Below are 23,997 nucleotides of genomic sequence, written 5' to 3' on the forward strand. Positions count from 1 at the left end.
CCGAGTCTTCTACGAATCCGGCGATTTTAACCGCCGTCTTTTCTTCAACCCGCGGAGGCGGGTTTTGTCTGTGTAGACGCGGTTTCTAACCGCCGAGTCCTCACTACAAACCCTTTACCAAGGAGTGACAGCCGCAGTACCGCCCGGTGCAATAACTACTCGGAAATCAGCCAGCGGTTCCGCAGGCGGCCTAGTACCAACCGGTTTGTAAAGCAACTCGGACAACGGCGCTTCGGATCGATCGACTGCTGCGGAATTTTCCGACTTGTAACCGACAATCGCCCCATCTTTAGCCACACTCACCCGATAAACCAACTCCGCATCAACAGCAGGCTGATTCTTCAAAACTCCATCAATTTGCTGGGAAAGTTTCCCCTTCAACAGATCGATTTCGGCCGTATCGGTAATCGGCACGGCTGCCGCCCCAGGGCTTGCCAAACCTTCAGCAACAGGAGTGGGCGTGCTTTCCGGCGAAATGTTTGACTGCGGTGTGGCCAAGGGTGAAGTGTCCGACTGCGGCGAAGTGCTCGGAGTTGGTGAACTCGATTCAACAACTTTCGGAGTTTTATCCCCAAGCAAACCGTCAGCCGCAGGCGTGGGATTGGGATTCGGCGAACCCGAACCACCGGAATTCGGCGTGCCGAGATTTTGGCCGGCCCGATTGGGCTGCGGCACTGGATCTCTCGGGCGCTGGACTTCCGGCACTGGTACCAAGAAAAACGCCATCGCCGCCAAAGCCAAACTCGACACCCCCACCACCGCAGGCAAACTGCGCTTCGCCAAAGGTTCGGCAGACTTGATATAACGCTTGGAAATTGGGGTTAATTGCAGCGACAATTCTGGCAGCGTCTGGGTGTCGGCAAAAAATTGATCGATCGCCTCTACCAAATCAAATAGCTGTACCGTCGTCAAATCTACCTGTGCCGACAGTTCTGTTTTTTGATCGATTTGGGTGGCGCTGTCAGATCCGGCGGGTAGAACGGTCAAACGGTGGGAATTCCCGTCAATTCTGTGCAACTGTACCATACCCAAATTCGGGCCATAGCGATCGGGATAATGCACTCCGCTCATAAATTCTTGAGCGTAGCTGCTGACAGTCCTCACCAAGCTTTCAAAAAACTCCCGTCCCCCATTGAGGGGCTCACCGAGGCCTGTCACATAGCATTCAGCGCTCATTAATATCGAAAGCACCGGCCGCATTTCTAGCTGGCTGGCTGCCGAGCCATCGCTCAACCCTTCTAGAACCAGGGTGCAATTTGGCAGACTGTACTGACGCCTAATAGTCATTTTTATTCAATTTCTCCATCAAACAGGCTAACCCAGAAGCGCTGCATTCCGGCTGTGCCTGTACAAAATAGCAGTTTGCTCAACAAGTTTAAAGCTAGTTCGTTGAGCTTGTCATCGGAATCGTAAGCTACAACCACCGATCGCTTGGGGTTCATGCGCGATCGAAAATGAGCTCGAAAGCGTTCTAAATACTCCGCAAGCTGCAAGTTCTGACTGAGGGGCATATTTCTCGATCGCAACTGTTGAGAATCTAGCAGCAACTGCCGAATTGTCGCAGTTAACTTGCGCGCCATATTGCAGGCGATCGCCACCAGCGCCTTTGCCTCCACAACTGTCAGGGAGCGGCGTTGGGCATAGCGTCTCAGCGGATTAGTATTTCGCATCTGCCAAAAGGCAACGCGATTTTTGACAATTGACTCCAATTCCAGCTCCTTTGACACTGCCAGCATTTCTTCCGCACCTCCGAGATACAAGGCCTCGATCGCCAGCAACATCAAATCAATTTGCAATCTAGTCCGGCGGGGACACCCACCCTCATTCGGCGACAAATCTGGCAAACTGTCTAAAATCAACGGGTTTGACTCGGTAAGCGAAGTTTCTGACGGCATTAAGATCACGGCAACATCCATTTCAACACACTATACGGACAGGCGGGGTCTTGGCCCAGGTAATTTTTGAACCGGAGACTCCTCTGGGATACTTTATTTCTATCGCTCAGTTCTATATTCTGATTTTAATTTAGCACCATTAGCCGCCAGTGGCTTAAGTGCGACCATCTGGCGATCGCTCTTCAAAGAGGGGCTGGAGCATACAGCGGTTTTGTAGTGTGTCAGGTACGATCGGGAAGCAGACATAGGAGCAAAACTAATGATTGCAACTGTTTTCCCGTTTCGGACTGTGTTGGTACAAATTCTAGCCATGTTTTTGGCGATCGCGATCGAATCATGGTTCTTGCAAAAACTACTGAAACTCAGCCCGAAAACCAGCGTTGAATATGCAGCCATCCTCAATCTCTCTTGCACTTGCATGGGTTGGCTAGTTTTTTTCGGCATTGAAAGCGTGCTTTCAAAAGATTTACGGGAACGGCTGATCGATTATATATTATTAGGAGGCGAGCGAGATTTTTACTTCATAATAACTGGCATCGCCCTCTCGATACTGCTAGTGACTTTTCTCGCAAAATGGCAAGCATTAGAACTGTTAGAAAACACGCTATACGGGAAGAAAAAAACTGCTGTTCCTACTGAATTCAAACGCTCATTCACCCTCACCCGCCGTCCTCCGAAAAGAAGTTTTAAAGTCACCACCCAATTTGGAGCAATTTTCATCTCTCACACTGTTAGTAATTGCCTGATTCTAACCGTGTTATTTTTCCAAAGTATCGATTAATTTTAGATTTCAGATTTACTCCACAGATAAATCTGGATCTTCAACTTCTTCGATCGAAAGTTTTAGGTTGGAGCCCGATCTATCCAGGGCTTCTACCCGTTTTCTGACGGTGCGATTGAAATCAACACCTTTAATGTGGTTGCTTCTGCTGAGGTTTCGCCACCGCTTCTTTTTGAGCCGTAAAATTAGTAGCCGCCGCCCGATCCGTCAGACTAATTTTTCCGTTGAGGCTGTCTTTTTCCACAACTCCTCGCAGTTTAACATAGCTGTTTTGACCGATCGCAGCGGACTCGCTGCAACCCGTTAAATTAGGTACGACACCCGACAAGCTCAATCCTTGATTTTCCCACTTCCCTGCTAAAGAAGGTTTCTCCTCGGCTGTGTTTGCGCGATCGCCCTCGCTGTTACCCGATCGCAAATTACCGCTCAAATAAACACCCGATTGCTCGATTGTCAAGGTCAAAGTATCAGATTTCAGACATTCCGGCAAACTTTTAGCATCAAAGCGATAACTTCCCGCAATTGCCGGAGCCGCTTTTAAACTTGTTTCGCCGTAAGCAGTTACCACTTTAAACAGCAGCGAAACCGAGCCGATCGCAATCCCGTAAAATGCCAGGGATTTAAGGCTTAAATGATTCATAATCTTGGGAATGGGGAATTGGGAATTGGGAATTGGGAATGGGGAATTGGGAATTGGGAATGGGGAATTGGGAATTGGGAATTGGGAATTGGGAATTGGGGATTGGGAATTGGGAATTGGGAATTGGTAGCACCTCACAAATAACCAACTGCCAACTGCCAACTGCCAACTGCCAACTGCCAACTGTCAACTGCCAACTGCCAACTGTCAACTGCCAACTGTCAACTGTCAACTGTCAACTGTCAACTGTCAACAAGTACCGAAGCCAAGTGCGATCGCACTTTCACGTAACAGCGCGCAATCAGCAGCGAAGAATGACACTGCACCGCCAATTCATCAGTATACCGTCCGAGAGTTTGGCGTTCAATTCCCCACTCCCGACTCGTACCCGCGATCGTCAAATCAGCATTAGCAGAAGCCGCCACCACCGCTTGAATCGGCTCAGCAGCCTCCACAATCGGAGTTTCAATGCGCGATCGCACTTCTACCGGCAACCGATCCATAACTCGCTGAAACTCATAACTCAGCTCATTTCCCTCTGCCCCGTCAACCGCCACCCGCAGCACCGTCAAACGACGTTCCTCGCTATTAACCAACAGTCTCAGCGCCAATTCCAACCCTAAATCATCGTGAATATTTGCCGCATAAGGCACTAACAAATTATTCAACCGTTCCCTACCTCTGTCAACAAAAATTGCTACATCCACAGTAGCGTTGCTGAGAATTTGGCCGACACGCCCTCCCAAACGGTTGCTGCTAAAAGTCGGCCTGTGCCATCCTACCAAAATCAAATCCGCGCGATCGAGTTCCGCAATTTGCGCCGTTTCCCGCGCCACATCTTTAGTAACCCGAATGATTGGGTGCACGAATTTTTTCGCATCCGGCAATTCCAAACTCTCTATCAATTCTGATAATTTCGAGCGGCGTTCCTGAATAATGCGATCGGCTTCTACGGGCGTACTTTCAAAACCATAATTTTCATTTAATTCGATCAAACTCAGAGGATGAACCGCCGCCGACTGCAAATCGCTACCCCCTGTATCCGCAGCAGGCTGCGCCAGGGCGATCGCCAATTGCAGCAAACCTTTCTGCGTGCTGGGATTAGCAACCGGGACTAAAATTCGATACTTGGGCAGCAATTCTCTATTAATTTCTTCGCTTTCTCCACCCATTGGCGAATCTTTTAATTCTGAATCATCATCCGAACTTACTTCTGAGATATCTAACCGAATCAGCTTTTTCGGATAAGTCCACTCCAACAGTGGCGAAGTCATAAAAGTTGTCACTAAAGCCATAATGACTAACATCGTAAATAGCAGCGGCGAAACCACCCCCAGAGAAAGACCGATATTCAGCACAATCAGTTCAGTCAAACCGCGAGTATTCATCATCCACCCCAGCGCTGAAGCTTCGCGGTTGCTGATGCCGCAGACTCGGGCAGCAACGTAAGTCCCGAAGTATTTTCCAATAATTGCTACTCCCAAAACTGCCGCGCACAGCAGCCACAATTCGGGACTATTGAGCAGGCCGATTTGAGTCCGCAAACCGCTGTAAGCGAAAAATATTGGCAGCAGAAATATCAGGACAAAATCTTCTGTTTTCTCAGCTAATTCTCTGGTAAGTCCGGCATTTTTTGGCATGGCAGCACCCAGCAAAAACGCACCGAAAATTAAGTGAATGCCGATCCATTCAGTAATTAAAGCTGATGCTACAACTCCCATGTAAATGCCGGATAGCACTAATTGAGATAACTTGCCGGTGCGGTTGTAGTGCTTGGAAAGCCGTTGCAAGAACCAGCGGACTACAGTCAGCATGAAACCGATGTACACTATAGATTCAAAAATTGTCGGTAAAGCCCCAACCATCGAGTTAGTGCGCGTAACTGCGATCGCCACCGCCAACAAACACCATGCCGTCACATCGTCTACCGCAGCGCAAGTCAGAGCTAGCGTCCCCAATTTGGTATTCTGCAAGTTGTGCTCTGTAATAATTCTTGCCAGCACCGGAAAGGCAGTAATTGACATCGCAGCGCCCAAAAACATCGCAAATGCTGTAAACGAAACGCTATTATTTGAAACTATCGGGTACAACAGCAGTGCTAGGAAGCTTCCCAGAGAAAATGGCACTAAAATGCTGACGTGTGATGTTAAAATTGCTACATCTAAATTGTTTTTTAGATACTTAGGATTGAGTTCTAAACCAATCAAAAACATGAAAAATATTAGCCCTACCTCAGATAACACGTTGAGGAAAGGAACGGCCTCCGCTGGAAAAAGTGCTGCTCCTAAATCTGGTGCAATCAAACCGAGGAGAGAAGGCCCGAGCATAATTCCTGCTACAATTTCTCCAATAACTTGAGGTTGTTTGATCGCTCGAAATGCTAAGCCGACAAGTCGAGAAAGTGCGATGACAATTAGAACTTCAAGCAGGACGAGAATGGGGATGGGCATGGCGTTTTTAGCTTTAGGTTTTTTGCGGATCGAGAGGGCGTGGCATTCAGTTGACAGTTGACAGTTGACAGTTGACAGTTGACAGCTTACCCGCTCGCTTAGAGAAGGGATGAGGGCGACCTCTACCTGAAAGGAAGAGGATTGGACTCATGAATAGTCTGATTTTAATTTCTCCCTAGAAGGGTTGCGTTTAAACCAATTTTTTCTAGTAAAGCCGACAGAATTGCCGATCGAATAAAATCGATAAAAGCTCGATCGAACGAAAGAAGGCACAAGACACGCAGCTTCAACGCCATTCTCTCACAAGCTCACGAAAGCTTCTGCAACCTCGAACCTGGATTTTTGGTTTTTTCAGAAGCGGTTGCTAGTAACTCTAACCGTATCGTGCGCCCCCCGCACCCAACCCGCCGACTACATCTCATACCATTTTAGATTTTAGATTTTGGATTTTAGATTGGGAGATGATTTACTGGTCATGGGTTGGGATCTTCCCTACAGTTGCATGATTTTGGAAAAATGGCATCGCTCAAGTCGGTGCACACCGTCCACGCAACCCTACGGAAAACCCTACCCTACGGATCTAAGATAGTCAGAAAAAGTGGTGCTTCTGGTGATAGACTAGAAAAGTTGTTTAAATTCGCACATCCGGGTTTTCGGGTGTTTCGAGGGCGCAAACCCTCAGAAATACGACCGGGTGGAGGATTAACCCGAATACAGGAGTTAAAAATACAATGCCAGTAGTTAGTTTGGCTCAAATGTTAGAGTCAGGGGTTCACTTCGGACACCAAACCCGTCGGTGGAACCCGAAAATGGCTCCCTACATTTTCACAGAGCGCAACGGGGTTCACATCATCGACCTCGTGCAAACCGCTCAGCTTATGGAAGACGCCTACGAGTACATGAGAGTGGCCTCCGAAAAAGGTAAAAAGTTTTTGTTCGTCGGTACAAAGCGCCAAGCTGCCGGGATTGTAGCCCAAGAAGCTCAACGCTGCGGTGCTTACTACGTCAACCAGCGCTGGCTGGGGGGAATGCTCACCAACTGGACAACGATTAAGTCCCGCGTCGAGCGCCTCAAGGATTTGGAGCGCCGCGAGGAAATCGGCGCCCTAGATTTGTTGCCGAAAAAAGAAGCTTCCGTGCTGCGCCGAGAAATGGCAAAACTCCAGAAGTATCTGGGCGGAATCAAAACTATGCGTAAGATTCCCGACGGAGTTGTCCTAGTAGACCAACGCCGCGAGTATAATGCTGTGTTGGAATGCCAAAAGCTGGGAATTCCCATCGTCTCTCTGTTGGATACCAACTGCGACCCGGATTTGGTTGACATTGCGATTCCAGCAAACGACGATGCTATTCGATCGATCAAACTGATTGTCGGCAAGTTGGCTGATGCCATCTACGAAGGTCGTCACGGTCAACAAGGCGGCGACTCTGACGAAGACTACGACTACGAAGGTGGTTACGAAGGCGCCGAATATGATGGCGAAATCGAAGAATTGGATGACCCTAATTATGTAGATCCCGAGGACGGCGACACTGACAGCGAAGAAACCGAAAGCTAGTATTGCTATCGGCATCTGACACCAAGCAATTAAAAATTAAAGATTGAAAATTAAAAATTAAAAATCATAATTTTTAGTTGGACATTTTTAATTTTTAATTTTTAATTGTAAATGGCATTAGTCTCGGTCATTAGTAGATTTCTGACAAAAGCATTCCGCAGTGTGAACACCAAAATTAATTAGGGTTCTACACCTACCAAATCCGCCAGAAGGCTGACTTGCTATTTCTTAACTCTTGTCTAATCATTAACATTAAGGTTCACGAGCGGGACGCTCGCACTCCTGACTAATGATAAGGTTCGCGAGCGGGGACAGCACTAACGACTAATGACTAACGACTAATGACTAATGATAAGGTTCGCGAGCGGGGACGCTCGCACTAACGACTAATAACTAATTTTGATTGGGAACTTAAAGAAGATGGCGGACATATCTGCAAAACTTGTTAAAGAACTGCGCGACAAAACCGGCGCGGGGATGATGGACTGCAAAAAAGCCCTCACCGCAAACGATGGCAATATCGAAACATCAATTGAGTGGCTGCGGAAAAAAGGTCTGGCTGGGGCTGACAAAAAAGCAGGACGGGTTGCCTCAGAAGGACTTGTAGGCAGCTACATTCACACGGGCGGCCGCGTGGGAGTGCTGGTGGAAGTTAACTGCGAAACAGATTTTGTGGCACGGCGCGAAGAATTCCAAAGTTTAGTACGCAATATTGCAATGCAAATTGCAGCTTGCCCGAATGTGGAATACGTGAAAGTTGAAGATATCCCCGCTGAAATTGTCGAACGAGAAAAGGCAATTGAAATGGGCAAAGATGACTTGGGGAACAAGCCGGACAATATCAAAGAAAAGATTGTTCAAGGGCGGATTGACAAGCGGATGAAAGAGTTATGTTTGATGGATCAGCCTTTTATTAGAGATCAAAATATCTCGGTGGAAGAGTTGGTCAAACAAACGATCGCCCAAATTGGCGAAAATGTCCAAGTCCGCCGCTTCGTGCGTTTTGTGTTGGGCGAAGGCATCGAGAAAGTAGAAGCTAACTTTGCTGATGAAGTGGCCGCCCAAATGGGTGCTGCTCAATAATCGAAAATTTAGATTAAAAACTAAAAATTAAAAATGTGAAAACCTAATTTTTTTGCATTTTTAATTTTTAGTTTTTACACGACTACAGAAATAGGTACGTAGTTGCGCTTCAGCGCTCTTGGTACGTAGTTGCGCTTCAGCGCTCTTGGTACGTAGTTGCGCTTTAGCGCTCTTTATAATATTCGGAAAGAGGGCGTTGCTCATCGGGGTTTGAAAATGGGTAACTTGAAAATTCAGAAGATTAACTCAGTTGTTTCATTTTTTCACATTGAGTCGTTTGTACCGTAAATTAGCGCCGGAGCGCTGAAGCGCAACTACGTACCCAAGAGCCGATATTTTAGCGATATTTTACGACTATCCGGGGGATGTGAGGGGAATCGAGACTCGGCTGGAAACCGAAAGATAAAAAAGATAAAAAGGTTTGAGGCGATTGTTGAAACCAATAGCCGATTTCTAACCAGAATTAACTCGACAATCAGACAATTTGTGGCAAAAATCGGGTTGTTTTGCCGATCGTCCTATTTGAATTTTATAGGGGATATATGGTGGGATCCAGAGAGCGCATAGAGCAAGATTTGGCAGGACTCGAAGAGGCTTTAGCAGCCTTGAATCTAGAGTTTCGCAGTACCTACGATGGTTATTTAACTGCCTTGGGACAAGCGGTGCGACAGCAGTTGATTTTGGCTTGCTATCACCTTTGCACTCAAGCGGTGCCGGAGTCGTTTCTCAAGTTGTCCTTCGACGGGCGACAAAAAATGCAGCAGTCTGTAAGGCGTTTGGCTGCGGCGTCTCAAGAAAAATTGCGATCGCTCACGACTGAATCAGAAGTAGAGGAAGAGGAAGAGGAAGAGGAAGAGGAAGAAATAGATGAAGAAATAGATGAAGAAATAGATGAAGACGAGTTTGGCGAGGAAGAAATCGAGGAAAACGAATTCGTCGAGGAAGAAATAGAGGCAAACAACGAATTTTCCGCTATTAACTATCAATTTCCAGCAACAAACAATCAATTACCAATTGCCAATTCCCCGCAAAGTTTGGCGCGCTGGCAAAATAGTATTGAAAAGTCGATCGCCCAGATTCTCAAGCTGCTGTCTCGCGACACCAACCGCTTGCTCCAACAGTCGGAAATCTTGCCCAGTCAATTGCCAGAACAGGTTCTAGAAGCTGCTTCTGCTGCTGAATTGTCCGCCGACAGCGTGGCGGGCCCACCTAACCTATTAAGCTTAATCATTGAAACAGATAGTTCACCAGCACCGCCAAACTTGGGAAAAAGACCCGGTATTAATGCTTTGCACATTACAGCAATTAAACTGCGGTTGTCGGAAATAGAGTTTGCCGATCCGGGAACATCGGCTTGGCGCCAACAAATTCGCAACCTCTCTGCAAAGTTGAACTCCCTCGGTCGCGATTACCAGAAAAAGCAGCGGGAAATGGCGGTGGTGGAGGCTGAGTCGGCTTGGCGGTTGAGTTGGTTTGAAGATTAGTCAGTGGACAGTGGACAGTTGACAGTTGACAGTTGACAATTGTCTGGAATTATTGAGCTATGATTAATAACTAATGACTAATGACTAATGACTAATGACTAATAACGTTCGCGATCGGGGACGCTCGCGCTAATGACTAATGACTAATGACTAATAACTAATGACTGATGACTAATAACCAACCAGAATGGCAGCGATTGCAAAAAGCTCTTTCCGTAGAAGCCGATCGCGGATTTAACGACATCCAAGGCAGTCAATACCGCTTTAGCGAGTTTCTCGGCCTCAGCTTGAGACAACTTGCAGGCGCTGTCACTGGTTCTTCGCGCGATCGCGCCAGAGAACTTGCTGTGGAATTTGACATCTACCCTCAGAAAGATCTCGAAGGGCGCCAACATTCGATCGCCATTACAGTCAGTTTCCTCAGACAAATGGAGCAAGTTTGGGAAGAACAAACGACACAAGTCAGACCTGAAAATGCCACCGATTCAATCACTCCAGCCGTTTCAGTTCCCCGAACCGCACCCCTTAACACAGCACCTCCACCCCCCAGTCTGACGCTAGATCAACCGTTAACCCGCGTGACAGGCATCGGCCCCGCCAACGGCAACCGCTTGCTAAAACTCGGTTTAGATACCGTATATGACTTGCTTTACTACTATCCCCGCAACCACATCGACTATGCAAAGCAAGTACGAATTCGCGAGTTAATAGCAGGGGAAACTGTTACTTTAATCGCCGAAGTAAAGCGCTGCAATTGCTTTTCTAGCCCTAAAAATAAGAAATTAACGATATTAGAAGTAATTTTAAAAGACAGTACCGGAGAAATTAAAATCAGTCGCTTTTTTGCCGGGCCTCGCTACAGCAATCGCGGCTGGCAAGAATTCAAAAAGCGCGAGTATTGTACTGGTGCGATACTTGCTGCTTCGGGGTTGGTAAAGCAGGGTAAGTATGGCATTACCCTAGAAAATCCTGAGTTGGAAGTATTAGATGACTCCGGCGGTGCGATCGAATCTATGAAAGTCGGCCGCCTGATTCCTGTTTATCCGCTGACGGAAGGGGTGGATGCGGGTTCGGTGAGGCGATCGATCTTAGCCGCAATTCCGGCCGCGAAACTGTTACCGGAATCGCTACCGGATGACTTGCGCGAGCGTTACGGCTTAATGGGTTTAGCCGATGCGGTGGCAAACATTCACTTTCCGCTCGATCGCGATTGCTTGTCCGCCGCCCGCCGCCGCTTAGTTTTTGACGAATTTTTCTACCTGCAATTAGGCCTTTTAAAGCGCCGCCAAACCCAAAGAAAAGCTCAAGCTAGCGCAGTCATCCTTCCTAGCGGGAAATTGATCGAACAGTTCTATCAAATCTTGCCTTTTGCGCTGACAAATGCCCAAGAAAGAGTCATTAACGACATCCTCAACGATTTAGCTTCGCCCCAGCCGATGAACCGATTAGTGCAAGGCGATGTCGGCGCTGGCAAAACAGTCGTCGCTGTAGTCGCAATGCTAGCAGCAATTCAATCCGGCTATCAAGCCGCTTTAATGGCGCCGACAGAAGTTTTAGCAGAACAGCATTATCGGAAATTGGTAGGCTGGTTTAATTTGATGCACTTGTCTGTCGAACTGTTAACTGGTTCGACAAAAATAGCCAAGCGCCGGGAAATTCACAGCCAGTTAGAAACCGGAGAATTACCTGTTTTAGTAGGAACTCACGCGCTGATTCAAGATACGGTGAATTTCCATAAATTGGGTTTGGCTGTAATTGACGAACAGCACAGATTCGGCGTGCAGCAGCGTGCTAAATTGCAGCAAAAAGGCGAATCTCCTCACGTTTTGACGATGACCGCAACTCCCATTCCTCGGACGCTGGCGCTGACTCTGCACGGCGATTTAGACGTGAGTCAAATTGATGAACTTCCCCCCGGTCGGCAGGCGATTCAAACGACTGTTCTGTCTGCGAAAGAACGCCTCCAGGCTTACGATTTGATTCGTCGGGAGGTGGCGAGCGGCCGTCAGGTTTATGTGGTTCTGCCTCTGGTGGAGGAGTCGGAAAAGCTGGATGTGCGATCGGCAATTGAGGAAAAAGAGAAACTCGAAAAAAGTATATTTCCTGAGTTTAAGGTAGGTTTGCTCCACGGTAGGATGAGTAGCGCTGACAAAGATCAGGCGATTACTAAGTTTAGAGACAAAGAAACTGATATTTTAGTATCTACTACTGTGGTGGAAGTGGGAGTAGATGTGCCGAATGCAACGGTAATGTTGATTGAAAATTCGGAGCGTTTTGGACTGTCGCAATTGCACCAGTTGCGGGGTCGAGTCGGTCGGGGCAGCAATCGTTCTTATTGTTTGTTAATGCCCGGTTCCAAGGCTGCGGAAGCTATGCAGAGAATGAAGGTTTTAGAACAATCTCAAGATGGATTTTTTATTGCAGAAATGGATATGAGATTGCGCGGCCCAGGTCAGGTTTTGGGAACTCGACAGTCTGGTTTACCGGATTTTGCTTTGGCGAGTTTGGTGGAGGATCAGGAGGTTTTGGAGTTGGCGAGGGAGGCCGCTCAAATGGTAATTGAGAATGATGAAACTTTGGATGAATGGCCGGTCGTGCGGGATGAGTTGGAACGGCGATATCAACGGATGATGAGTGGCTCGATTTTGACTTAGATAGCTTGGGACGCACACACCAACTTTTTATAGCAGGACTTACCAGCTCGCCTACCAAGAAACCGGGTTTTTTAATGGAGATTGAAGGTTTTAAGCAAATATCAGGGTTAAAAACCTGGGTGCGCGTCACAACGAGTCTTTTCGTAAAAAAAAACCGTTTCGCTTGCCTAATGTGTAAGTTTTATTGGTTCGTTGAGTACCTCAACCTAACCTAACTTTATGAGAGAATTTTTCCCTATATCTAGGTTATTTTTATGGATTGTAAGGATTCCCGTACCGATCGAACCAAGAATCCTTCGCAGGAATGACGGGGAAGTGTCAAAATTAAGGTAGTGCTGCCAGAAACAGGGAAAACGAAATCCAACCTGTACTCGCCGGCCCTAGGCAACATTGATTCCTCGCTTGTCACGCTTGCAGGTGGTGGCCGACGGGTAGCCGACGGTTCGTCGCATGGAATCTCAACAATAATTGTCAGTAACTCAGGGAATCAACGCCGCTGAGCTTGCAAGAGAAATCTCTCGCAAGCTGTACTGACCAGACCGCTCGCAAGAGCAGCCGTTATTTGGGTCACGACACCGGAGAATGCGAAGCTAGTTTTCCGCTCTGTCGCTTTCAATTAAACAGTTCTAAAGTCACTGGAACAGTGTTGTAAGCCTAACAAGCCCAGATAACCAGGTCGAAGCTAACATTACCCCACAAGGGAGGCTCCTGCCGGAGCAAACATTATGCGATCGCGGATTGCGAGGTTTGAGGTGGTAATTGTCCCATCGAAAGTACATCACAAAAGTACACCGAATTAAGCAATCCTTGTGTAATGGAAAGATTCACTCTTGATTGAAATCCCCGAGCCTTTTCCCACGAGCGGGCTAAAGCCACGCTCGTTTCCCACTTCCCGAATTTTTTTATGAAAGATCTCACTCGTTATCGAAATATCGGCATCTTCGCCCACGTAGATGCTGGCAAGACCACCACAACTGAAAGAATCCTGAAACTGACGGGTAAAATCCACAAAATCGGTGAAGTACACGAAGGCGCGGCGACGACTGACTTCATGGAACAGGAGCAAGAACGCGGGATTACGATTCAATCCGCTGCTACTACCTGCTTCTGGAACGAGCATCAGCTCAACATCATCGATACTCCCGGACACGTCGATTTTACGATCGAGGTTTACCGTTCGCTCAAGGTTCTCGATGGCGGTATCGGTGTGTTCTGCGGTTCCGGTGGAGTTGAACCGCAATCGGAAACTAACTGGCGCTACGCTAACGATTCTAAAGTTGCTCGTATCGTCTATATCAATAAGCTCGATCGCACGGGCGCAGATTTTTACCGAGTTGTCAAGCAAGTCGATAAAGTCCTCGCAGCTAAACCAATGGTAATGGTTTTGCCGATCGGCATTGAAGACAAATTTTGCGGCATGGTCGATTTGCTCACCCGCAAAGCATGGATCTGGGATGATTCGGGCGATCCGATGGGCTACACAATTCAGGATGTTCCGGCCGATATGGTCGATGATGTCGAGAAATACCGCGAACAGTTGATCGAACTGGCTGTCGAGCAGGATGATAACCTGATGGAACAGTACCTCGAAGGCAACGAGCCGAGTATCGAAGACCTCAAGCGGTGCATCCGCAAAGGCACCCGCGACATGGCATTTTTCCCCACCTACTGCGGCTCGTCGTTTAAGAATAAGGGCGTCCAGTTGGTACTCGATGCAGTCGTTGACTACCTCCCGAACCCGATGGAAGTTACGCCTCAGCCTGAGGTGGATCTCGAAGGCGAGGAAACAGGCAATTTCGCGATCGTGGATCCAGAAGGCCCTTTGCGCGCCCTGGCATTTAAGATTATGGACGATCGCTTCGGCGCTTTAACCTTCACCCGTTTGTACTCCGGTAAGATATCCAAAGGCGACACCGTACTCAACACCGCCACAGGCAAAACCGAGCGCATCAGCCGCTTGGTAGAAATGCACGCCAACTCCCGCGAAGAAATTGATTCGGCTCAAGCAGGCGATATTATTGCGATCGTAGGTATGAAAAACGTCCGCACCGGACACACCATCTGCGACCCCAAAAATCCCGCAACCCTAGAGCCAATGGTGTTCCCAGAACCAGTCATCTCCATTTCGGTCAAACCGAAACTCAAAGGAGGCGAAGAAAAGATGGGAGCCGCGCTCACCAAGATGGTACAAGAAGACCCATCTTTCCACATGGTCACAGACGAAGAAAGTGGCGAAACCATCCTCAAGGGCATGGGCGAACTGCACCTCGACATCAAAGTGGACATTCTGCGACGCACCCACGGCGTCGAGGTAGAAGTTGGCGAACCGCAGGTAGCCTACCGCGAGTCCATCACCAAACGCCTCGAAGACAACTATGTCCACAAGAAACAATCTGGTGGTTCAGGTCAATTTGCTAAAATCGGCTATATCGTCGAGCCCGGTGAAGTCGGTAGCGGCTTCGTGTTCGAGTCAAAAGTAACTGGTGGTAGCGTACCGAGAGAGTATTGGCCAGCGGTGCAAAAAGGCTTCCAAAGCTGCATCGATGTGGGCGTCTTGGCTGGATTCCCCTGCTTAGACTTGAAATTCACCCTGGTTGATGGAGGTTTCCACCCGGTTGACTCTTCAGCAATGGCCTTTGAAATTGCTGCTAAAGCCGCCTACCGCCAATCTGTACCCAAGGCTGGGCCTCAGTTGCTGGAACCGATCATGAATGTCGATGTCTTCACCCCAGACGATCACATGGGCGATGTCATCGGCGACCTCAACCGCCGCCGGGGCATGATGAAGGCTCAGGAAACCGGACAAACAGGAGCGCGGATCAAGGCTGATGTGCCGTTGAGCGAAATGTTTGGCTACATTGGCGATTTGCGTACCATGACATCTGGGCGCGGTCAGTTTTCGATGTCTTTCTCGCACTATTCTCCTTGTCCGAGCAATATCGCTGAGGAAGTGATTAAGGATGCGAAAGAGCGTCAAGCTGCTAAGTAGTGTGTTGAGTGTAAGTGCGATCGAATAGTGCGATCGTACTCTACAAACAGGTAGCCAGAAACCGGGTTTTTTCACGAACATCCTTCGCTGTAGCGACGAGATTAGGTGAAAAACCCGGTTTCTTTGATATTGGTGCGTCCAGGACTCTTAAAAAAATCTGCGTTGATTTGCGTTATATCGTTTCCACTTGGACTGGAATGATTAAACCACAGAGGGCGCAGAGGACACAGAGTCCGAGAATAGAGATATGAATCATGCCGATGGAGAGCGGATTTGATATTAATCGGCGGTATCGTAAGGGCGATCGCAGATTTATGAAATAAGTCAAGTATCATATTTGCTAACATACAATTAATAATTTAAAACCGAGGCAGGTAGCCATGACAGCCACCCTAATCCAGAATCAAAGTAGCGGAATTCTGCTAAAAAATATTAGCTGGAAAACTTACGAATCCCTGCTGAATGAGTTAGGGGAACACGGAGGAATTCGCCTGATTTACGATCGCGGAAATTTAGAAATTATGACTCCATCAGCACCACATGAAAAGTCAGGTGAACTCTTAGGAAATTTTGTTGAAGTTCTAACTGATGAATTAAATGTTGACATTTGCAGCCTGGGTTCACTAACCTGCAAGCGCAAAGATTTGGAACGGGGGTTAGAACCTGATAAATGTTACTACATTCAGAATGAAGATGTTGTCTGGAATAAAGAACAAATCGATCTCAATGAAGATCCACCACCGGATTTAGCTATTGAAATTGACATTACCAGCAGTTCGATCGATCGTCTCAAACTTTACGCAAGTTTGGGTGTACCTGAAGTTTGGCGCTACGATGGCAATCGTTTAATCATCTATCACTTAGAAGGCAATGAATACGCAGAGTGCGAGGTTTCTCCCACTTTTGCTTTTCTGTCGAAGTTTGAAATGCTGCGGTTTTTGGAACTGAAACAGACTACAAAAGAAAAGGCTTTGCTGCGGTTATTCCGGGAGTGGGTGAGGAGTCAAATTCAGTAAAGAGACTGAAGGAGGGCGATCGCCCCTCAATCAAGATCGTGTTTGCTAAGATACAATCAATAATCTACAACCCAGGCAGGTAGCCATGACAGCCACCCTGATCCAGAATCAAACTAGCGGAATTCTGCTAAACAACATTAGCTGGAAAACTTACGAATCCCTGCTGAATGAGTTAGGGGAACACGGAGGAATTCGCCTGACTTACGATCGAGGAACATTAGAAATTATGACTCCTTTAGCACCCCATGAAGGTAGTAAGAAAATTTTAGGCCGTTTTGTGGAAAGTGTGAGTGAAGAATTAAACATCGAAATTCGGAGTTTGGGTTCTCTAACTTGTCGGCGCGAGGATTTGGCTCGCGGTTTGGAGCCGGATCAGTGCTACTATATCCAAAATGAGAATGTGGTTTGGGACAAAGAACAAATCGATCTCAATCAAGATCCGCCACCAGATTTAGTAGTGGAAATTGACGTGACTAGCAGTTCGATCGATCGCCTTTCTTTATACGCAAGTTTAGGGGTGCCGGAAGTTTGGCGCTACGACGGAAATCGTTTAATAATTTATCAACTGGAAGCACAGGAATATGTAGAAAGAGATGTTTCTCCGACTTTTCCTTTTTTGTCGCAAGTTGAGATGCTGCGCTTTTTGGAATTGAGGAGGACTACCAAGGAAAATGCTTTGCTGCGGTTATTCCGGGAGTGGGTGAGGAGTCAAATTCAGTCCGGGGAATAAAAGAAAAGGGCGATTCACGATCGGGATGGTTGCGTTTGAGGCTCTTTTTAGCAACCGCAGATGAACGCTGACTGACGCGGAACGATGACTCGGGCGGAGTTCCTCGAATTTACCTTAATTTCGCCCTTCCATATCTTAAACCGTATCGCTATTCTTCTCCTCCATCTCAATTTTGATAGAGATGCAACGTGCCGATCGCCTGGCCGCAAAACTGCGAAAATTAAATATTGACCCGGATACAATTTAGCAAGTTTATTTCATGAGATAGCGAGGTTGAAATGGCCGAAATAAATCCCGATCGCACTACTGGTACAATTGCGATCGCCGTTTGCGCTCAATCAAACGGGCAGTATCTGTGTCAGATATCATCATCTCTGAGCGATCGCCCCAATGATACCATGAATTTTTACGGACAAACGAAAGAACACGCGATCGCGATCGCCCTAGAACATTTAGCTGACGAATATCGCGAAAAAGCAGAAGAGTCTCAGAATATAGATTCCCTTGCCGTGGAACTTTCAGATTCAGGAGAACCAATTAATAAATATTATCATGTGATTGTACACTACGAAGAAATTTCGGAAGCCGAATCTAAGTTTGAGGCAGTACACAATACAATAATGGGAAATACGATAGTTGAGAATGCCAGACTTGCAGCCATTGAGATTGCTCCAGATATTGAAATCGAGCCGTTAGAGCGATCGGGATATTGAGGGATAAAATTTTACACAATCTGCGGGTCACAATCAAGTTTTGTCGTCAAAAAAAGCGGTTTCCGATCTGCATCCAGGATTAAAATAAACAGGACTATTGATTTTGATTAATTTGGCTTTTTACCCAATTCCGAAATGCTTTAACTAATTCCAAATAATCCATTGTTTCCGCCTGTGCCAAAAAACTGACAATCTCTAAAATAGCAACACTCGGAAATGCTAAACTGATCTCGCACTCGACATACCCTCGATCGTCCAATCTGTTAATTCTGAGCCGCGAACCGTTGTAAATCCAAACTTCCGGCACTCCCAGATCGGCATAAATCTGCAAGGTATTGTCGGATCTGCTGGTAACATCAATTTCCACCACTAAATCCGGGGGCGGATATTGACTCATATCGAGTCGTTTTTTGCCTTTAATTGCACTAGCATTCTGGATGTAAAAACAATCATCCGGTTCTACACCAATGAGTTCAGGACGTTTGAATGTCGTAGAACCCAGAGGTTCAATTCTCACATCTAATTCTTCAGCTAATGTTTCAACAAATCGACCTATTACTCTTTTGTAAATTTCGTGTTCAGGAGAAGGCACCATAATTTTCAAATTGCCGCGATTGTATCTCAGTCTAATTGGCCTATCGCCGATTTCGGCAAGCAAAGTTTCATAAGTTTGCCAACTGATATTCGATAGCTCAACTATTTGTTCGGGCGGACTGAGAGTTTTAGCAATCATGGGGTTACTTTGGTGAAGAGTTCGTAGGCGCAAGCCGGGGCGTAGCGATCGCACTTTTAAACTAAATCATATCATCTCAAACATAGGTTTGTAGTGAGGACTTCAGTCCGCATCCGACGAGAGAGGACTGAAGTCCTCACTACGAACCAAATTGCTAGTTATTGGCCTGCAAAATCGGCACGGAACTTCTGGACAACTCGATTCAATTCCACTGAATGAGAAGCTTTAAATAAAATACGATCGCCCTTTTCAACAAATCCCAACAACCGCTTTGCTAAATCTTCCCGCCCATCGGGCGCCGTAATATCTCCTATCTCCACAAAAGGCACGCCCGCCGCACCCGCCGCCATCGCCGCCGCTTCCTCAAAATCCGCAAACACAAACAAAGCATCGAGGTTTAAATCCCGCGCCGCCCTTCCTACTTGTCGGTGAAATTCGATCGCCCTTTCGCCCAATTCCTTCATCGTACCCAACACCGCAATCCGGCGCTTTCCCGGAGTATCCGCTAACAATCTCAGCGCCGCCAACATCGACTCCAAACCAGCATTGTAAGTCTCATCCAGAATCACAACATCAGAAAGCAAATCGTAGCGGCGCGCCCGTCCATCCGGTAACTGCACGGACAAACCTTGTTGTAAAACTTCCCACTTAATCCCTAAAACTTTTGCTACCGCCAAAGCCGCCAAATAATTTACAGCATTGTGCCTTCCAGCCAACGGTAGCGGCAATTCCACACCTTCTACAAGCATTGTATCATTATTCAGCAATTTCCCGCACAAATCGCCGCCTTCTAATCCGTAACTTAAAGTTTTTCCCTGCCAAACTTGCGCCGCAGTTGCCATTAATCTGTCAGAATCGTGATTGAGAATAGCAATACTTTCAGCAGGCATTTCCGCTAACAGTTCGCACTTAGCTTGGGCGATCGCCTCTTCCGAACCCAAGCGCCCGATATGCGCCGTTCCTACATTAGTAATTACCGCCACAGTAGGACGCGCAATTTGCGACAGCAGCGCAATTTCTCCTAGCCCGCGCATTCCCATTTCAATTACAGCATAATTGTCGGTCGGCGAAAGCTCTAATAGAGTTTTCGGGACTCCAATTTCATTGTTGTAGTTATATTGAGTTTTCAGAACATTTCCGCTGGTTGATAAAACGGCCGCAATTAATTCTTTGGCAGTAGTTTTACCTACTGAACCAGTAACACCAATTATCGGTATACTGAATTGGTCGCGCCACCAACGGGCGATCGCCTGGTAAGCTTTTAAAGTATCGTCAACGCGCAACAGCGGAAAATTGGGAACTTCTGCTTGGTAAGTGCGATCGACTACCGCAGCAATCGCTCCCAAATCCCGGGCTTTTGCCACAAACTGATGCCCGTCAAAATTTTCTCCCCGCAGCGCTAAAAATACTTCGCCCCCCTCAATGGTGCGCGTATCTGTAGCAATACCTGTCCCTACAACTGTCAGAACGTCCTCAGACACAGCAAGCAAAGGTACAGTTAAAATTTCAGCAAGTTGGGCGATACTTACGCGACAGACCATATTACCAGCACTCACATTTCAAATCATTATTTTCACAGCTAATCCTACCTCGCCCCACCTCACATTTAACTGACACCAGTTCAAAAAAGAATGCAACTGCTTTGCCCGGAATCTAAACCCTGAGAGTCCTCAGTCATTCCCATCGCAAATCGCCAATCGCCAATCGCAAATGGTATAACAGGGGGATGCCGACTAGGATTGACCTTGGCACTCTTCAACAGTTGACAGTTGGCAGTTGACAGTTGACAGTTGACTGTTTGAGAGCGACATCTACCCTTAAGTCCGAGGATTGGAGTAATGAATAGTCTGATTTTAATTTCTCCCGAGCAGGCTTGGGGCTTTCAACCAATTCTTTCGGGTAATAATAAATCCTCTGCCCAGCCATAAATTATTTAGAACACACCCACAATCTTTACCAATAATTTACAAAGTTTGTGGTGATTTTAGGCCTTGCTAATTGCAAACAATTCATGTCATGCTGGTGTTGACAAATAGTTTAACTAAGTAAAAAAGATCTGCTTAAGGCGATCGCCACTTCCACCCCTAAGCCTCGGGAGGCGAGAAGCTCGGTTGACCCTACCCAACAACGGATACAAGCCCTCGACCTAAGTCGGGGAGAGATTAAAATTTTAGACTACAGTTGAAGCTTCCAGATGAATCTGTGGAGTAAATCTAAAATCTAAAATCTAAAATCTAAAATCGGTTGACTTAATTGTGGTGCTTCATCTGCCAATTCATATCTGCCAATGGCGCTTAAAGCTCCTGCCCAATCCTTTTGGAGGGTTAATCCACAGTGAACGACTATAACAGACAGAGCCAGGAAGAAGAACAGCTACTTTACAACCACTGGCTGGAGTTGGTACAAGTAGAGCAGCCGATCGAACTAATCGACCGTTTTCGCACTTTGTTTATCTACGGTAACGGATATCGCGATCGCACCATCGCTGAAGCACTCGAAAAAATAGCAGCCTCACCCTACGCCGAACAAGAATTCAAATACATCCTCAACCGTTGCTGCCACATCCTGATCAACCGCTGGCAAACATACCCCGGAAAGCAAGCAGCTATCCCGGAATTGATCGCTCTGTTTGAAGAAGCCCCCAAAATATTATCTCGATATAGTCGATCGCGCCCTACTCACTCCATCCCCCAATTAGTCAATCAATTTACCCAAAGCGAACAATACCTCACACTCAAACGCTTAGCCAAAGTCATCACCCACAGTAATGAAGACAGCAACGGCAAAACTCCCGCCAGCCTAGCCCTCGGAACCTTAATTCCCCGATACCCTTACCTCTACAAACACTGCCTCCTCAGCGACGACAGCACCTACGAACAGCAAAAAATCATTCAAAAAATCCAAGCTCAAAAGCAGCAGCAATTTGAAATCGACCTCTCACAATACGTTGCTCACCAAGTGAGAAAAGCCCAAGCAGCCCGCCGGCATACCTCAATCTCCTTCGGCAGAAGTATACAGACTATAAAAAACCCGACGCTGTTGAGCGACCCAGAGCTGTTCTTTGCCCTCAAGCAATTTGTCGGAAAAGTCGAAGGAGCCGATACCTACCGACAGCTAGCCGGCCGCTTCATTGCGAACACCAGCACAAGTGTGTCCTACAGATCCTTTAAAGACGACTTATACGAATACCTAATTTCTTCCGTCACCGACGATGGCTACGGCAAACGTCAATTTAACGAAAAACTGTATAAACAACTACAAAATACCTTTCCCCACAACGATGCTCAGAAGTTCAACGAATTTTTAACGATCAGAACTTGCAGCCAGTTATTGAACTTTTTAGTAGTAGAGAGTCCTGCGCGGCCCAACCACTTTGTCTTCATCGACCTGATCTCCAACCTCGGGCCCACCCAAACCACAGGTTTGCTGCTGAAAATCGTGCTAATTTGTGGCAAAGTCAAGCCCTATCTAGAAAAGCGGTTGGCAATTTTGTTCGGTCACTACGAATTTTGTACCCGAGAAGGCCTGGTGTGGTTAGTCAAAGCCTTGGAAAACCTGAATCTCGCTTTGAGTACCAATTTTGGGAATCTAGACGTATCTTTCCTGCGGTAGCCGGTCTGTCCCAGAACTTTCTCGCGTTCGAGTTTGACAAAACATCACAGCTCAAAATCCGGTTTCTGAATACCCTCAAAGTTTGAGATTGAATTGTAACGACTTAATTAAGTGGCCAAAGCTACTCAAAAGACGCCATTCTGTGTTAAAATTCCAAGTGTATCAGATTCGGTTGCAGGCTTTGTTCATTGCTACAGAATTGTTTAAAAACTTGCCCTTCTGTATCGGCAGGGGACTCTCCGAAACTGAAATCTTTGCACTGTCTAATTTTTGGAGTTATTCCTCATGTCGATATACGTCGGTAACTTATCCTACCAAGTTACCCAAGAAGACATCACCACCGTCTTCGCCGAATACGGAACCGTTAAGCGAGTACATCTACCTACCGACAGAGAAACCAGTCGCCCCCGCGGCTTTGGTTTTGTAGAAATGTCAACAGATGCCGAAGAAGATGCAGCGATTGCTGCTCTCGACGGAGCAGAGTGGATGGGTCGCGATCTCAAAGTTAACAAAGCTAAGCCCCGCGAAGATGAAGGCGGCCGGGGCGGCGGCAACCGGGGCGGCGGCGGCCCAGGCAAATTTGGTCGCGGCGGTGGCGGCGGCGGCGGCGGACGTTATTAATTTCCTAATTAATTTCCGACGATCGAGATTTGAGATTGGAGAGCTGAAATTTGGGATCGAGGCCACCTAGCTTTGAACCACCGTCCGAATAATTTCCGGCCCGGTTGCTCCCAACCTTTACTCTTCCAGTCTGGCGATCGACCGCATTAAATATACCAAAAAGCCAAGGTTAGTCCCTTGGCTTTTTGGTATGAGGCTATTCAATATGAGTTAAAAACTCGGTGGGTTAAGACTTTCAGGTGCCTCTAGTTTTCTAATCATCAGGTTCGATGCTGCTGCTCAATCCGTGATTGTTGAGCGTTTCAGCATAAAACTCAGCGTGTTCGAGAGCGCAAACAATCACCAGTCCCAGCCCGTTGGTGTGGGCTTCCATCATCACATTTACAGCCTGTGGCTGAGTCAGACTGGGTACCGTCGCCATCAAAGTCTGCACCACGTATTCCATGGGATTGAAATCATCATTGTGCAGCAGCACGCGGTAGCGCGGCGCAAGCTTGCGGACTGTAGAAGGCTTTTGAATAATTTCGACAGACACTAATCTATACCTCCTGACTTGTAGGATGTTAAAATTTTTGACACTCCCTGCCGTTGATGCGAGGGGATTCTTCGTTCATCAACCCAAGTTGCTGAGATAGGCTTACACCTAAAACAGTAGATCTCGAACTAGGACGAAGCTGGTATCGCATTAATTTCGATCGACAATCTTGAGCTGGATTCCTCCGCTGTGATAGAGTATCTCACTTTCAGTTATTTTATTGAAATTTCCAGATTCAGACAAGGCAGCCGCCTAGCCGATCGCGAGCTGTCAACCATACCAAACCCAGAAGAAGTGTCCTAAGCCCGCAGCCGCCCCCTGTCTAGGGTCATAATAATAGAGACGCAAGATCGGTTAAAAATAAAAAACTACCAAAATTAGGGGGTTAGAGCCTCGTCCTTCTAGGACTACTTTATTCTAGAAATCCTGTTGCCATTTTGTAGAAATTGGGTAAAATCAAACAAGGAGGTGATGCAAGTGTTCAATCTGACTTATGAATTCA

19 protein-coding genes are annotated in these 23,997 nt (G+C 47.1%); 12 read left to right on the forward strand and 7 right to left on the reverse strand.

The window, feature by feature from the left end; all coding sequences use genetic code 11:
* Positions 1-114 precede the first annotated feature (114 nt).
* Together JGK16_RS10110 and JGK16_RS10115 are read right to left on the reverse strand one after the other, a co-directional pair.
* Positions 115-1,287: a DUF4335 domain-containing protein gene (locus JGK16_RS10110; protein WP_293185213.1), complete on the reverse strand. Its 1,173-nt coding sequence runs from the start codon at positions 1,285-1,287 to the stop codon at positions 115-117.
* A gap of 2 nt (positions 1,288-1,289) precedes the next feature.
* Positions 1,290-1,916, reverse strand: a complete 627-nt coding sequence (locus JGK16_RS10115; RefSeq protein WP_293193075.1) for a DUF3038 domain-containing protein — start codon at positions 1,914-1,916, stop codon at positions 1,290-1,292.
* Between the two features lie 238 nt (positions 1,917-2,154).
* Here JGK16_RS10115 and fraC point away from each other — a divergent pair, with 238 nt between their 5' ends.
* Entirely contained in the window at positions 2,155-2,676 is a 522-nt protein-coding gene (fraC, locus tag JGK16_RS10120; RefSeq protein ID WP_293185210.1) for a filament integrity protein FraC, read from the forward strand.
* Positions 2,677-2,806: 130 nt separating this feature from the next.
* On the opposite strand, the gene JGK16_RS10125 is transcribed toward fraC, so the two are convergent.
* Positions 2,807-3,316 (reverse strand): hypothetical protein, encoded by a 510-nt coding sequence (locus tag JGK16_RS10125; protein ID WP_293185209.1) that lies wholly within the window; start codon positions 3,314-3,316, stop codon positions 2,807-2,809.
* Between JGK16_RS10125 and JGK16_RS10130 the strand changes: the two genes are divergently transcribed.
* On the forward strand, positions 3,308-3,460 hold the full coding sequence (locus JGK16_RS10130; RefSeq protein ID WP_293193073.1) for a hypothetical protein: 153 nt from the start codon (positions 3,308-3,310) through the stop codon (positions 3,458-3,460). The two genes, JGK16_RS10125 and JGK16_RS10130, sit on opposite strands and share 9 nt — an antisense overlap.
* A 98-nt stretch (positions 3,461-3,558) precedes the next feature.
* Here the strand turns inward: JGK16_RS10130 and JGK16_RS10135 are convergent, their stop codons facing one another.
* Positions 3,559-5,766 (reverse strand): cation:proton antiporter, encoded by a 2,208-nt coding sequence (locus JGK16_RS10135; protein WP_293193071.1) that lies wholly within the window; start codon positions 5,764-5,766, stop codon positions 3,559-3,561.
* Positions 5,767-6,497: 731 nt separating this feature from the next.
* Here JGK16_RS10135 and rpsB point away from each other — a divergent pair.
* From rpsB to JGK16_RS10175, 8 genes are all read left to right on the forward strand, one after another.
* The gene (gene rpsB, locus JGK16_RS10140; RefSeq protein ID WP_293185206.1) at positions 6,498-7,325 is read left to right on the forward strand and encodes a 30S ribosomal protein S2; all 828 of its coding nucleotides are present in this window, start codon (positions 6,498-6,500) and stop codon (positions 7,323-7,325) included.
* 420 nt (positions 7,326-7,745) lie between these two features.
* Complete coding sequence (gene tsf / locus JGK16_RS10145) at positions 7,746-8,408, forward strand: translation elongation factor Ts (protein ID WP_293185205.1); 663 nt, start codon at positions 7,746-7,748, stop codon at positions 8,406-8,408.
* A 542-nt stretch (positions 8,409-8,950) separates the two neighbouring features.
* Positions 8,951-9,892 carry a hypothetical protein gene (locus JGK16_RS10150; protein WP_293185204.1) on the forward strand — a complete coding sequence of 314 codons (942 nt, stop codon included), beginning with the start codon at positions 8,951-8,953 and terminating at the stop codon, positions 9,890-9,892.
* Between the two features lie 167 nt (positions 9,893-10,059).
* Complete coding sequence (recG, locus tag JGK16_RS10155; RefSeq protein ID WP_293193069.1) at positions 10,060-12,546, forward strand: ATP-dependent DNA helicase RecG; 2,487 nt, start codon at positions 10,060-10,062, stop codon at positions 12,544-12,546.
* A gap of 904 nt (positions 12,547-13,450) precedes the next feature.
* Positions 13,451-15,535: an elongation factor G gene (gene fusA, locus JGK16_RS10160; RefSeq protein WP_293185202.1), complete on the forward strand. Its 2,085-nt coding sequence runs from the start codon at positions 13,451-13,453 to the stop codon at positions 15,533-15,535.
* 380 nt (positions 15,536-15,915) lie between these two features.
* Entirely contained in the window at positions 15,916-16,551 is a 636-nt protein-coding gene (locus tag JGK16_RS10165; protein WP_293193067.1) for a Uma2 family endonuclease, read from the forward strand.
* An 85-nt stretch (positions 16,552-16,636) separates the two neighbouring features.
* Positions 16,637-17,281: a Uma2 family endonuclease gene (locus JGK16_RS10170; protein ID WP_293193065.1), complete on the forward strand. Its 645-nt coding sequence runs from the start codon at positions 16,637-16,639 to the stop codon at positions 17,279-17,281.
* A gap of 278 nt (positions 17,282-17,559) precedes the next feature.
* A complete protein-coding gene (locus JGK16_RS10175; RefSeq protein WP_293193063.1) occupies positions 17,560-17,994 on the forward strand; it encodes a hypothetical protein in 435 nt (144 codons plus the stop codon).
* 94 nt (positions 17,995-18,088) lie between these two features.
* Here the strand turns inward: JGK16_RS10175 and JGK16_RS10180 are convergent, their stop codons facing one another.
* Together JGK16_RS10180 and murF are read right to left on the reverse strand one after the other, a co-directional pair.
* Positions 18,089-18,727, reverse strand: coding sequence for a Uma2 family endonuclease (locus tag JGK16_RS10180; RefSeq protein WP_293193061.1), 639 nt, complete (start codon positions 18,725-18,727; stop codon positions 18,089-18,091).
* Between the two features lie 158 nt (positions 18,728-18,885).
* Complete coding sequence (gene murF / locus JGK16_RS10185) at positions 18,886-20,268, reverse strand: UDP-N-acetylmuramoyl-tripeptide--D-alanyl-D-alanine ligase (protein WP_293193059.1); 1,383 nt, start codon at positions 20,266-20,268, stop codon at positions 18,886-18,888.
* A gap of 793 nt (positions 20,269-21,061) precedes the next feature.
* On the opposite strand from murF, the gene JGK16_RS10190 reads away from it, so the two are divergent.
* Both JGK16_RS10190 and JGK16_RS10195 read left to right on the forward strand, forming a co-directional pair.
* Positions 21,062-22,339, forward strand: a complete 1,278-nt coding sequence (locus tag JGK16_RS10190) for a hypothetical protein (RefSeq protein WP_293185196.1) — start codon at positions 21,062-21,064, stop codon at positions 22,337-22,339.
* A 285-nt stretch (positions 22,340-22,624) separates the two neighbouring features.
* Positions 22,625-22,960: an RNA-binding protein gene (locus JGK16_RS10195; RefSeq protein WP_293185195.1), complete on the forward strand. Its 336-nt coding sequence runs from the start codon at positions 22,625-22,627 to the stop codon at positions 22,958-22,960.
* A gap of 253 nt (positions 22,961-23,213) precedes the next feature.
* Here the strand turns inward: JGK16_RS10195 and clpS are convergent, their stop codons facing one another.
* The gene (clpS, locus tag JGK16_RS10200; RefSeq protein ID WP_193976163.1) at positions 23,214-23,495 is read right to left on the reverse strand and encodes an ATP-dependent Clp protease adapter ClpS; all 282 of its coding nucleotides are present in this window, start codon (positions 23,493-23,495) and stop codon (positions 23,214-23,216) included.
* Positions 23,496-23,997: the final 502 nt, after the last annotated feature.

It is taken from the genome of Microcoleus sp. PH2017_09_SFU_O_A, assembly GCF_020738625.1.
In the GTDB taxonomy this organism is placed as follows: Bacteria; Cyanobacteriota; Cyanobacteriia; order Cyanobacteriales; family Microcoleaceae; genus Microcoleus.